Raw genomic sequence first — 11,679 nt, 5'->3', positions numbered from 1 at the left:
CGTACGCATCCACGTACCTGAGGTGTACGGCCGCCCCGCCTACCGCAGCGCGTCCGCCACTTCCCGGGCGGCGTCGAGCACGCGGGGCCCGACCCGTTCCGGTACGGCGTCGGCGAGCATGACGACACCGACGCTGCCCTCGACGCCCGAGACTCCGACCAGGGGCGCGGCCGCCCCGCTGGCGCCGGCTTCGAGTTCGCCGTGGGTGAGGGTGTAGCCGGGGTGGCCGGCCTCCGTGGCCTGCCGGGCGGACAGGATGGCCCGGCCCGCGGCGCCCCGGTCCAGGGGATGGCGGAAGCCGGCCCGGTAGGCGACGTGGTAGTCGGTCCAGGTGGGCTCGACCACGGCGACCGCGAGGGCGTCGCTGCCGTCGACGAGCGTGAGGTGGGCGGTGGCCCCTATGTCCTCGGCCAGGGAGCGCAGCGCGGGCAGCGCCGCTTCCCGGACGAGCGGGTGGACCTGTCGGCCGAGCCGCAGCACACCGAGGCCGACCCGGGCGCGGCCGCCCAGGTCGCGGCGTACCAGGGCGTGCTGCTCCAGCGTGGCGAGCAGCCGGTAGACGACGGTCCGGTTGACACCGAGCTTGTTGGACAGCTCGGTCACGGTCAGGCCGTGGTCGGTGTCGGCGAGCAGTTTGAGGACGCGCAGTCCTCGGTCGAGCGTCTGGGAAGTCTCCGCTGTCACGACGCCCTCTCCTCTTCGGGGTGAGCGACGACGGCCCTGCTCCGACGGTAGCGACGCCGGTCCCAGCGGCGACGCACGGAGAGGCCGCCGGTCTGGCAAGGCACCGGCTGCGCTCCGCGGCGGCGTTGCCACGGGGCGTTCATATGGCGGGGACAGTAGCGAGCCGGTCCGCTCAGCGGAAGTCCTCGTCCAGAATCCGGTCTCCGGACGCGGGGCCCCGGAACGGCCCGCGCATAAGGGCCGGTCAGCGGGACGGCGTCCGGAAAGCGAACATCTACGCGCGTTCACGTGTCACGACACCGCCGGGTCGACACGTCCACGGATGTGAACCGACGTTAACTGCGTGTGAACGGACACCGGAGAAATTTCCCGGGCGCGAGGCCCGGAAACACCGCCGGACCGCCAAGGGGGAGCCGGGTAACGCCGTCGGCCTGTACGGAGGTTGGCACCTCCGTACAGGCCGACGGGAACAACGGGAACAGCGGGCGACAGGAACGGACGGCCGCGGATCACGTCATCCGCGTCGCCCACTCCTGAACCTTCGCGATGCGCGTCTGGATCTGGTGGGCCGTGGCCTCCGCGCTCGGCGGGCCGCCGCACACGCGGCGCAGTTCGTTGTGGATCACGCCGTGCGGCTTGCCGCTCTGGTGGGTGTAGGCGGAGACCATCGTGTTGAGCTGCTTGCGCAGGCTCAGCAGCTGCTTGTGCGTGACCACGGGCCGGGCCTCGGCGGGCTTCTCCAGGAGGTCGGCCTCCTCGGCCGGCTTCTGGCGGCTGTGCGCGATCTGCCGGCTCTGCCGCTTCTGGAGGAGGAGCTGCACCTGGTCGGGCTCCAGGAGCCCCGGGATGCCGAGGTAGTCCTGCTCCTCCTCACTGCCCGGGTGGGCCTGCATGCCGAATTCGGCACCGTCGTACAGCACCCGGTCGAAGACGGCGTCGGACTCCAGGGCCTCGAAGGGCAGCTGGTCCTCGGTCTCCTCGTCCTCCAGCTTCTCGGCGTCGGCGAGGAGCTTGTCCTCCTCCGAGAAGGGGTTCTCCTCGTCGCTGCCCTTCTTCGGCTTGTCGAGGACGTGGTCGCGCTCGACCTCCATCTCGTTGGCGAAGTCGAGAAGCATCGGGATGGTCGGCAGGAAGACGGAGGCGGTCTCGCCGCGCCGGCGGGAGCGCACGAAGCGGCCGACGGCCTGGGCGAAGAAGAGGGGCGTCGAGATCGTGGTCGCGTACACGCCGACGGCGAGCCGCGGCACGTCGACGCCTTCGGACACCATCCGGACCGCGACCATCCAGCGCGACTCGTCGCCGCTGAACTGGTCGATCTTCTTGGACGCGGCCTTCTCGTCGGAGAGGACCACGGTCGCCGACTCCCCGGTGACCTTCTTCAGGATCTTGGCGTACGCGCGGGCCGAGTCCTGGTCGGTGGCGATGACGAGGCCGCCGGCGTCGGGGATGCCCTTGCGGACCTCGGTGAGCCGCTTGTCGGCGGCGGCGAGGACGTTGGGGATCCACTCACCGGTGGGCGCCAGCGCGGTGCGCCAGGCCTGGCCGATGGCGTCCTTGGTCATCGGCTCGCCGAGCCGGGCGGCGATCTCGTCCCCCGCCTTCGTACGCCAGCGCATGTTGCCGCTGTAGCTGAGGAAGATGACCGGCCGGACGACGCCGTCGGCCAGCGCGTTGCCGTAGCCGTAGGTGTAGTCGGCCGAGGAGCGGCGGATGCCGTCGTTGCCCTCCTCGTACTGGACGAAGGGGATCGGGTTGGTGTCCGAGCGGAACGGCGTACCGGTCAGCGCGAGCCGCCGGGTCGCCGGGTCGAACGCCTCCTGGCAGGCCTCGCCCCAGGACTTGGAGTCACCGGCGTGGTGGATCTCGTCGAGGATGACGAGCGTCTTGCGCTGCTCGCAGCGGTTGCGGTGGAGCATCGGGCGGACGCCGACACCGGCGTACGTCACGGCGACCCCGTGGTACTCCTTGCTCAGCGGACCGGCGCTGTAGTCGGGGTCGAGCTTGATCCCTATCCGGGCGGCCGCCTCCGCCCACTGCTTCTTGAGGTGCTCGGTCGGGGCGACGACGGTGACCTGCTGCACGACATGGTGGTGCAGCAGCCACGACGCGAGGGTCAGCGCGAAGGTGGTCTTTCCGGCGCCGGGCGTCGCGACGGCGAGGAAGTCGCGCGGCTGCTCCTGGACGTACCTCTCCATGGCGCCTTGCTGCCAGGCTCGCAGCTTGTTGGCGGTGCCCCAGGGGGCACGGCCGGGGAAGGCGGGTGAGAGGTGGTGGGAGGCGGTGGTAGTAGTCACGGTCTCCGGTTCGGGGCTCTCGGGTACGTGGGGCGCTGCCCGTACCGCACCCGGCCCGAAGGGCCCGGCCCGCGATACGACAACCGGGCCACCTTACCGGGGGCCCGGTTGAGAACTCGTACGAACGGGCCGCGCCGGGGCCCGAGGAGACGGTGCTCACATCGCGTCGACGACCAGGTTCCGCAGCCCCTGGGAGATCACCTTGATCTCATCCGTCTCACCGGTGGCGACGTCGATGACCAGCCGTTCCGCCGCATCGATGTCCGGGCGCAGGTCGACGCCGTTCATGGCCAGGAACGTGACGCAGGAGAGCCAGGCCGCCCGCCTGTTGTCTCCGCACAGGGGACGCAGGTGGCGGTTCCCCAAGGACTGGAGAAGTGCCGCCGCCTTGTCGATCAGGTCGGGATAGGCCTCTTCGCCGAACGTGGCCACCGAAGGGCGATGGACCGCCGACTCCAGGAGACCGGCATCCCGGACGACGATCTGTATGTCGTCGCAGGCGTGCTCGGCGATGACGAGCACGTCCTCGGAGCTCAGATAGACACAGCTCACTTCAGCCGCTCCGTCAGCTCGCTCCACTTGGCCGCCTGCTCCTTCGCCGTCTTGCGGACGATGGCCTGCTGTGCCGTTCTGGCGAGGTAGTCGTCCACGGCCCGGAGCACGAGGGCGTGCATGCTGATGCCCTCCTGTTCGGCACGCCGCTTGAGGGCTTCGGTCTGGTCGTCCCGGAGGCGCAGGTTCATGGCCATACCGAAACGGTACTGGACTCATAGGGCCAGAGTGGTACCGCTACTTCTCCCGTACGAGCACCCTCGTAGCCACCCACACCCCCACCAGCGCCACCCCCGCCATCGGCAGGAACACCGCCGCGAACGCCCCCGGGTGCGAGCCCGCGGACCCCGCCTGCACCGCCCCGTGCGCGGCCGCGCCCACCGCCCCGCCGCCCAGCGCGGCGAAGGCCGCGCCGCCGGAGGCCAGCAGCAGCACGTTGGAGAGGCCGTCGGAGATCTGGAGGGCGGCGGAGTTGGAGCCCGCCTCCTCGGGGGCCGACAGCTTCAGGAGCAGGACACTGGTGGAGGCGATCACCATGCCCATGCCGAAGCAGCCGAAGGCCCAGGCGACGGCGACGATCCAGACGGGGACCCCCTCGATCAGCACGGAGGGCGCGACGGCGATCGAAGCGGCGACGAGCAGCATGCCGGTCACCATCAGCCGCTCGCGGTGCGGCTCCATGCGCGGCCGGGACTGGACGAACGAACCGAGCGCCCAGGTCGCCCCGCCCACGGCCAGCGACAGCCCGGCCATCGTCGGGGACAGTCCGCGCTGGGTGACCAGCATCAGCGGTACGAAGGACTCGGCGGCGATGAACGAACCGGCGGCGATCCCGCGCAGCAGGACCACCGAGGGCAGCCCCCGGGCGGCCCGCACGGTCCCGGTGGGCAGCAGTCCGCGGACGGCGGGCACGAGGAGGGCGGCACCGACGGCGGCGGGCAGGAGGGCGAGCCAGTTCAGCTCCTGCCCCGCGTACTGGAGCAGCCCCGCCCCGGCCGAGATCCCGAGGGCGAGCCGGATGCGGCGACGGTCGTACGGCTCGGTGGCAGCGGCCGGGTCGGCGGGCCCGGAGGCGGTGCGCCGGATCGCCGGGAGGGCCAGGGCGAGCGGGATCACGATGAGGACGGGTATGCCGACGAAGACCCAGCGCCAGCCGAGCTGCTCGGTCACCGTCCCGGAGGCGAGCGGCCCGACGACGGACGGGATCACCCAGCTCGCGGCGAAGGCGGCCAGGATCGCGGGCCGGATGTGCTCGGGGTAGGCGCGCCCGATGACGACGTACAGCGCGACGATCACCAGCCCGCCGCCGAGCCCCTGGACGGCCCGGCCCGCGATGAAGACCCACATGCTGGTCGCCGCCCCGGAGAGCAGCAGCCCGACGCCGAACGCGGTGATCCCGGTGGCGAGCGGCTGGAGCGGCCCGCGCCGGTCGGCCCACTGCCCGGAGAGGACCATGGCGAAGAGGCTGGTGGTGAAGTACGCGGAGAAGGCGAACGCGTAGAGGGGGATCCCGTTCAGCTCGCGGGCGGCGACCGGCATCGCCGTACCGACCGCCGTGGCCTCGAACGCGATGAGGAACACCACGGACACGATGCCGATGCTCAGCGCCCGGTAGGTGCGCCCGAGGACCCCTTCGACGGCCGCGGCGGGAAGGTCGGACAGCGGGTCCGGGGACGGGGCGTCGGTCGCGGGCGGCGCGAGGTGTGCGGCGTCGGTGCCGTCACGGGGTTCGAGGGCGGTCATGGGCTCAGCGTAAGGGGCATGGGCCGGTTTGAACCCTGTCGATGTACGGTCCTGGGCTCGGCCCTTGGTCGTAGGTCCGGGGCCCGGCTGTGAACGGCGTATGGCAGTCACGTTGCACGGCGGCCGGATTCCTTGAGGCGGGAGCCGGCGGCCCGTAGCGTCGTTGTCAGCAAGGAACAGCGGAACACCGCACCAACCCCGACCGTGTGCCCGAGAGGCTCAGGGGCTCGACTGCAACTCGAGTTACACCGGTTCGAATCCGGTCACGGTCTCCAGCGCAGGGAAGTGGCCGCCCCACGACAGGGGCGGCCACTTCGGCTTCCCCGTGCACGGCGGCCCACCGGGTCGGTCAGCCGGTCTTGAGCGCCTTCATCACCGCACGCGTGTCGCTGATCAGGTCGGCCCGGTAGGCGAGCATCTCGGGCCGGTCCAGCCCGTCGGGCGGACCGGCCCTTCCTTGGTCCATGTCCGGAGGGGACATCCAGGAGGCCAGGGTGAGCGTCACGACGGCACCGCCGTCCACCACCCGCACGCTCATCGACTCGTCCTCCATGACCAGCAGATACGCCAGATCGCCGAGATCCGGTACGCGCTCCACCCGGTCGACGCCCGTTCCGTCGACCTCCGTCAGAGTGCTGCTCGCCTCGAACTCGGGGCGCGGATCGGTCTCCTTGTGCAGTTCGGCCGTGAGGGAGGCGTGATATCCGGTGGCCCAGCCCGAGTCCTCCTCGCCGCCTGGCCCCCTGAGCACCGCCGCCGTGAAGTTGACGGTGCAGCTGATGCGGTGGAGGGCGGGATGCTCGATGCCGTCCAGTTCGGTCGCGGGCTCGGACGCGGGCCGCCCCACCGCCCTGGAGAGCGCCTTCAGTTCCATCGCCGCGCAGGAGCCGGACGCCACACGGTAGCCACGGGAGTCCGGCTTCCCGTCATCGCCGAGCCCGTACCCGAAGACGGCCGCAGCCCACACCGTCGACGCGGTCAGCGCCCCGGCCACACCCCAGAGCGCGCGGTGCCAACGCCGCCGTCCACCGCCCCCGGCCCCCTGCTCGGGGTCGAACCCGCTCACGACCTCCGAGGACGAGCCCGGCCCGTCCTCCCCCACCAACTCCGGTTCGGATATCACGCCGGCACCTCCCCTGGTCAACGGCCACGGTACCGGCCGGACTTGTCGCCACAGCACCGCCGTGCGTCACGCGGGGTCGAGCACCGGCCGGGGCTCCAGGCCTCCGTCGTTCTCGCAGCGCAGTTCCTTAGCCATGGCCAGGGCGAAGGAATGGACCACGGTCGCGTAGGCGTCCGTCAACTTCTCCGGATCGCCCTCGGGGTCCTCGGGCGACCAGCGCTCGACGCCGATGTCGATATGCGCCGGCGTCGAGCCGGGCAACTTCTCGCTCCGGCAGGCGAACTGGATGGAGCCGGATTTCGGAGCCGCCAGGGCCCGCTCCCCCATCGGAAGCACCCTGAACATCGCAGCAGGCTCGCCCTTCGGCGGGCCCCAGGTCAGCTCCCAGGTGGCCTCCAACCGATCGCCCGCTGCGGAGTTCTTCGCATATATCTGGCAGATGTCCCCGTCATCGGGCGCGGGGGAATCGTAGCCCTCGCTCAACCATTTCGCGGCAAATGCGACGGTGCCATCCGGTCCCGACCCCTCGAACCGGGACGCCCCCGTGATCACCTTCAGCGCCTTGCCCGCCTCGGCCGAGACCGCGTTGCCGCCGCAGAGTTCCGTCGGTCCCGTGGAAAAGTCAGGCGCTGCGTCGGCGCTCTCCCCGTCCGCACAGCCGACCGCACCTGCCGCCAGGGAAACCGCAATGACCGCGCCGACGAGACCGAGGCGGCCGGGGCTGGAGGTCCTGCTCATCCGGATGTAGGCAGTGCTGAGGGAACGACAGGGCGTTTCTCGCAATCCATCTCTCCCGCGACCGACCGAGCGAACGTACTGAGCAGTTCCCACCGGAGTTCCGTTCCCAAGTCTTTCGCCGCTACCTCGAACTGGAGCGGCAGATCGGACGGCTGGGAGGCGATGGCACCGGGTACGGCGCAAACTGCAAGCAACTGCATACGGGCAGGGCCTGGTTCCGGTGCCACGAAGAGGGATTCGTTCACCTGGCGCCATGTCCGACCGATCTGCGGGTTGTCCATCATCCTCACCGAGAGCACGGACCATTTCACTGACACATCGACAGTGCCGACGATCCGGTCACCCTCGAATGCACTCATACGGCAAGCGGTGTAAGGGGTGTGCAGCAAGTCGGACTTCTGCCACCGCTTGGCCTCCCGTGCGAGGCGATCAGCCAGAACATCGGCCTGAGGCGTCCCACTCACCTCGACATCACTGCCGCCCGTCGCCTTCACGGCCGCCTCCACGTTCTCAGCACCTAGCAACGTCTCGCACTGCTCCTGTTTCGGCGATTCCGCGCGCTCCTCGCCCCCGGAACACCCGGAGAGGAGTCCGCCGATGGCCAGAGTCGCGACGAGTATCAGCCGGTTCGTCTTGGGCAACATGAACACTTACCCCCTCCTCTGGTCACTGGCCCGCAGATTTCCCGTTTTCGTAGTAGACCTCGATGTCCGAGGTCAGCGGAGGAGTTGCGCCGGTACAACCGGATCTCCGGTGCAGGCCAGTTCGTCCACCAAGGTTCGCGCGAACGTCGACAGCAGGGGCTGGCGCTGCTCGATCCCCAGCCCTGGATCCATGATCGTCATCTGCAGGGGAAGCTCTGCCTCCTGCTCCGATGCTGCACCGGGGATACCGCATGCGACGAGGAGTGTCACGATGGGCCGCCCGGGCTCCTGCTCGACAAACACTTGGTCGTTCACTTGTCGCCAACTCTTGGCGTACTTCGGCTCGCGCATCGAATCGATGGTGAGTGCCGACCACTTGGCCTCTGCCTCTATCACGTATGCACCATCGCTCTCAGCTGGGATGTCAATACGACAGGCGTTGTGCGGATAGTAAAGCAAATCACCCAATGACCACTTCTTAGCCTCCAGAGTCAGTGCAGCCGCCAGCCGATCCGGACTATTGCGTGCCGTGGCATTCGCGTCACCACCGTCTACGGCGTCGACCGCCCTGCGCACGTTCTCCGCACCCAGGAACTGGCCACACACTTGGAGGCTCGTGGGACTATGCGCCTTCTTGTCTGCCGCGGATTTTCCCGAGCACCCGGCCAACACTAGAGCGCATAGAACGAACCCGGTCATCACAGACGCAGGGAATGATCGCTTCATCATCACTTGACCTTCATCGACCGGCCTACGGCCGTGACGCCACTGTTGTAATTCTGCTCAATATCTCGGAAGAGATCGCGCTTCTCATCTTTCGACATACCTGCGGAGTCAGCGTAGTGGAACATAGCAGCTGCAGCACTGCGCTCACCCTGCGTACTCTCGCTTTCAATACTGGTGAGCGCTTGGTCGTCATTGTTGTACTCGGATTCTTTGAGGTATTCGAGAGTTTCAGTTCCGTACTGCGTGTTCACCGCACTGCCGGCCGCCTCCATTGCCAGCGGGACCGCAACTGCGGCGACCACACCAGCGGCAGGACCCAGCACAACGGCGGAACCGACTCCCACTACGGCCGTCACCGCACCGCTGACGCCGGCCTTGCGCCACTCCGCACTCTTCTCCATGGCCAGGTTCTTCGCATCCTCGTCATTCGCGAATTCATCTCGGATTCCGACGCTGCGCGACTCATCGAGGATTCCGTGAACCTTGGTCGCGTTTCCGCCGAACGCCAGCGCTTCTTCTGTATTTTCTCCGAAAGATCGAAGCCCACTGGCCTGATACACCTGTTGAGCACTGCTCAAAGTCCGGTAGCCCTCGTCGTCCGCGGCCACTGCGGTCATGAACCTCAGTGTCGCATCCTCTCCGAAATCGTTCCTTTCGGATCCGTTGGGCCTCACGAAAAGTTCGTCGCGCCCTGCCTCATCTCCGTAGCCGCCGAAATTATAGGTCGAGTAATTCAAGTCGTCGATGTAAGCGGCACCCATGCGTGCAAGGCTGTCTTTCATCGGCTCGTGCCGGTCCCTGAGCCCGGAGTCGGCTCCGTAGCTATCGATCACGTTCTTCATGATGCCCGCCGTCACCTCGTCGCGCTTCAGCGTGGGTGAGGGGTCGTCCCAGGCGTGCCCGGTGGTCGCCGCTTCCAAGGCCTTGCCGAGCGCGTCGGGCATGTACTGCGTGGACCTCTTCACGTCATCAGGATGGTGGCTCGTGATGTCGAGGAACGGGTCGTAGTCCTCGTTCTGGAAGAAGTCCAGGTAACCGGTGATCTTCTCCCCTTCCTTGTCCTTTCCGAGGTCAGCGTCACCGCTCTTCAGGGTGCCGTCCTCGTTGTACGCGGTGGGCTCGGCGGAGAAGAACTGCTTTGCGGCCTCCGGGCTGTGCCCCAAGGCCTCCAGCATGCTGTTCACCGGGTCATAGCCGGAGCCGTTGACACCCGAGGGGTTGTACAGATTCTCCGGCCCACCGGGGACGCCCTTTGACGCGTAGAAGAAGTCATGGTCCTTCTGCCTCAACTGGACCACATGCTCAGCCATGGGATTGAGGAACTTGGGGTCGTAGTTCCCGAACCGCATGATGCCGCCGAGCAGCTGGTAGCCGAACGGTCCGCCGTAGTCGTTCTTGGCGAGCGGGAAGCGTTCCGTACCCATCTTGCGGAGCTCCGGCCCCCACTCCGCCGTGAACGCCTTGTCGTGCGAGGCCGTGGCCAGGTTGAGGCCGAGGTTACGCTGGAGGGCCTGGACGTCCGCCAAGCGCTCCTTGTCGACCTTGGTGATGTCGTGCGTGTCCGTGGCTAGCTGCCCGAAGAAGGTGAGCGCCTTCTCCGGGCCGAGCTTCTCGTAGAAGTTCTTGGCGAACTCCACCGACTTGCCGTTTTCGCGCAGCAGTTCGTTCAGCGCCTGGAGTTCCGCGTGCGTGAGGTCGCGGCCCTTCGCTGCCAGAGCGACGGCGCGGGCCGCCTCTTCCTGGTCGAACTTGGTGTACTTCGGGGCGCTGAAGTCCTTGCGGTCGGTGACGTTGGCCTCAAGGGAGTTCTTGAAGGCCACATCGGTGTCGTTGCAGGTTTCGACGATGTGGTCGATCTTCTTCTGCCACGACGCGATGTTCTCCCTCTCCTGCTGGAGGTACTTACCGAAGTCGGGATCGTGACGCGCCGCGTTGTTCTCGGAGATCGGGGAACGCGCCGTGACCTTTCCTCTGCCGTCCACTGAGATCCCGGCGGCCGGCCCCTCGTGGTCCCGGATGTTGACGAGGTCGTCCTTGGCCTTCTTGAAGGCCGCGTACCCCTCTTCGAGCAGCGTCTTCACGCCCTTGGCCTCGGCGGCGGCGTCCGCGAACTCCTTGACGGTCTTGCCGACGAACGCCTTGGTGACCCCTGCGTTGAGGCCTTCCCAGTTCGCCTTGTTCGCCTTCGCCTTCATTCCGTCCGACGCGTGATCGGCGAGCCTGTCCAGCTTCGTCGCCATCTCCGACCAGTCGTCGGCCGCCGCCTTCAGCTTCCCCAACGGGGCTTCGACGATGTCCTCGTAACTCAGCATGTGCGCGCTCCCCCGAGCCCTACTTCATGTATTCCGACAGCTTGGAGATCGGCGCCAGATCTCCACCGATCTTCACGTCGTCCTTCGCATGCTGCGCCTTGGAGTAATCCAGGTGGTTCGAAATGTGCGCGCAGGAATCCAGCAGCGTCTTGAGATGCTTCTGCCAGAAGTCGTGCACCTTCAGAACCGCCGAGCCGCTCGCGAAGTTGCCGTTGGTGAGAGCGATCGCCGCCGCGAAGGTGGTCGGGCGGGCGTGGTCACCGTCCTTCGACAGTCTCGTCCTGAGATCGTAGGCATCATTCCCGATAGCTCCGAGATCGTCCCGGTTCACCACCAGGTCCGGCGCACCGGCACCACCGCCACCCTCGGCCGGGGCGCTGTTGATCTGCATGGCACTTCGCTGGGCCGCAGCCGAACGCAGTTCGGCCCATTCCTGTTCGAATGTCACGTGCTCCCCCGGGTTTTTCCATACGTTCAGCCTTCGCGGGGTCACCCTACGATCCCGGGTGCAGCGCGGACGAGTACGATCTGAGCCTTTGTCCGGGCACGAATTCAGCGAACAGGGGGAGTTCCTGTGTCCGTAGTCGTCTTCCTGTTCCTCCTTGCCGCGGCGTTTCTCGTCGTCGCCCTCGTCGGGCCCTCCCGGCTGTACTGGCGTTCCCGTCCCCGGGCGGCGGGGCAGCCGTCGGATGCGGCGCTCGCCCTGGGGCGGGTCAGGGGCCGTCGCACGCGGTCTCCGCGGAGCGGGTAGGCAGCGGGCACGACTACGAGGTCTCGGCCGGGGGCGCCGGCTCCGCCGTCTGCCTGCGCGTCACGGAGACGGAGTCCGCGGGCGGCGGGGTCTTCGTGCCCGGGGCCGATGG

General features: G+C 67.9%; 11 protein-coding genes and 1 tRNA gene. 1 reads left to right on the top strand and 11 read right to left on the bottom strand.

What is annotated here, in order from left to right:
* Nucleotides 1-39 precede the first annotated feature (39 nt).
* The 5 genes from IE140_RS32670 to IE140_RS32650 form a co-directional block, all read right to left on the bottom strand.
* Nucleotides 40-684, bottom strand: a complete 645-nt coding sequence (locus IE140_RS32670; RefSeq protein ID WP_006124906.1) for an IclR family transcriptional regulator — start codon at nt 682-684, stop codon at nt 40-42.
* 509 nt (nt 685-1,193) lie between these two features.
* Nucleotides 1,194-2,978 carry a DEAD/DEAH box helicase gene (locus IE140_RS32665; RefSeq protein WP_032765050.1) on the bottom strand — a complete coding sequence of 595 codons (1,785 nt, stop codon included), beginning with the start codon at nt 2,976-2,978 and terminating at the stop codon, nt 1,194-1,196.
* Nucleotides 2,979-3,134: 156 nt separating this feature from the next.
* Nucleotides 3,135-3,530 (bottom strand): type II toxin-antitoxin system death-on-curing family toxin, encoded by a 396-nt coding sequence (locus tag IE140_RS32660; RefSeq protein ID WP_032765051.1) that lies wholly within the window; start codon nt 3,528-3,530, stop codon nt 3,135-3,137.
* Nucleotides 3,527-3,727, bottom strand: coding sequence for a ribbon-helix-helix protein, CopG family (locus IE140_RS32655; protein WP_093445696.1), 201 nt, complete (start codon nt 3,725-3,727; stop codon nt 3,527-3,529). Before IE140_RS32655 ends, IE140_RS32660 begins: the two co-directional genes overlap by 4 nt.
* A gap of 40 nt (nt 3,728-3,767) precedes the next feature.
* A complete protein-coding gene (locus IE140_RS32650; protein WP_093445697.1) occupies nt 3,768-5,273 on the bottom strand; it encodes an MFS transporter in 1,506 nt (501 codons plus the stop codon).
* A 200-nt stretch (nt 5,274-5,473) separates the two neighbouring features.
* Here IE140_RS32650 and IE140_RS32645 point away from each other — a divergent pair.
* Nucleotides 5,474-5,548: transfer RNA gene (locus IE140_RS32645), tRNA-Cys, on the top strand.
* 74 nt (nt 5,549-5,622) lie between these two features.
* On the opposite strand, the gene IE140_RS32640 is transcribed toward IE140_RS32645, so the two are convergent.
* The 6 genes from IE140_RS32640 to IE140_RS32615 all read right to left on the bottom strand — a co-directional run bounded on the left by IE140_RS32640 (nt 5,623) and on the right by IE140_RS32615 (nt 11,264).
* Nucleotides 5,623-6,396 (bottom strand): hypothetical protein, encoded by a 774-nt coding sequence (locus IE140_RS32640; RefSeq protein ID WP_150197930.1) that lies wholly within the window; start codon nt 6,394-6,396, stop codon nt 5,623-5,625.
* Between the two features lie 66 nt (nt 6,397-6,462).
* Nucleotides 6,463-7,134, bottom strand: coding sequence for a hypothetical protein (locus IE140_RS32635; RefSeq protein ID WP_150197928.1), 672 nt, complete (start codon nt 7,132-7,134; stop codon nt 6,463-6,465).
* Nucleotides 7,131-7,778, bottom strand: a complete 648-nt coding sequence (locus IE140_RS32630; protein ID WP_229826982.1) for a hypothetical protein — start codon at nt 7,776-7,778, stop codon at nt 7,131-7,133. Before IE140_RS32630 ends, IE140_RS32635 begins: the two co-directional genes overlap by 4 nt.
* 72 nt (nt 7,779-7,850) lie before the next feature.
* The gene (locus tag IE140_RS32625) at nt 7,851-8,354 is read right to left on the bottom strand and encodes a hypothetical protein (RefSeq protein ID WP_150197924.1); all 504 of its coding nucleotides are present in this window, start codon (nt 8,352-8,354) and stop codon (nt 7,851-7,853) included.
* A 152-nt stretch (nt 8,355-8,506) separates the two neighbouring features.
* Nucleotides 8,507-10,816, bottom strand: a complete 2,310-nt coding sequence (locus IE140_RS32620; RefSeq protein ID WP_150197922.1) for a hypothetical protein — start codon at nt 10,814-10,816, stop codon at nt 8,507-8,509.
* 19 nt (nt 10,817-10,835) lie between these two features.
* Nucleotides 10,836-11,264: a hypothetical protein gene (locus IE140_RS32615; protein WP_150197920.1), complete on the bottom strand. Its 429-nt coding sequence runs from the start codon at nt 11,262-11,264 to the stop codon at nt 10,836-10,838.
* Nucleotides 11,265-11,679: the final 415 nt, after the last annotated feature.

It is taken from the genome of Streptomyces parvus, from assembly GCF_014648875.1.
In the GTDB taxonomy this organism is placed as follows: domain Bacteria; phylum Actinomycetota; class Actinomycetes; order Streptomycetales; family Streptomycetaceae; genus Streptomyces; species Streptomyces parvus.
The sequence above is the reverse complement of the archived record's forward strand: the minus strand, read 5'-3'. Positions and strand labels throughout refer to the sequence as shown.

Coding starts and splice junctions, on each gene's coding strand:
- IE140_RS32655 (WP_093445696.1), bottom strand. CDS start 3,727: ATGGCCATGAACCTGCGCCTCCGGGACGACCAGACCGAAGCCCTCAAG.
- IE140_RS32650 (WP_093445697.1), bottom strand. CDS start 5,273: ATGACCGCCCTCGAACCCCGTGACGGCACCGACGCCGCACACCTCGCG.
- IE140_RS32635 (WP_150197928.1), bottom strand. CDS start 7,134: ATGAGCAGGACCTCCAGCCCCGGCCGCCTCGGTCTCGTCGGCGCGGTC.
- IE140_RS32630 (WP_229826982.1), bottom strand. CDS start 7,778: ATGTTGCCCAAGACGAACCGGCTGATACTCGTCGCGACTCTGGCCATC.
- IE140_RS32620 (WP_150197922.1), bottom strand. CDS start 10,816: ATGCTGAGTTACGAGGACATCGTCGAAGCCCCGTTGGGGAAGCTGAAG.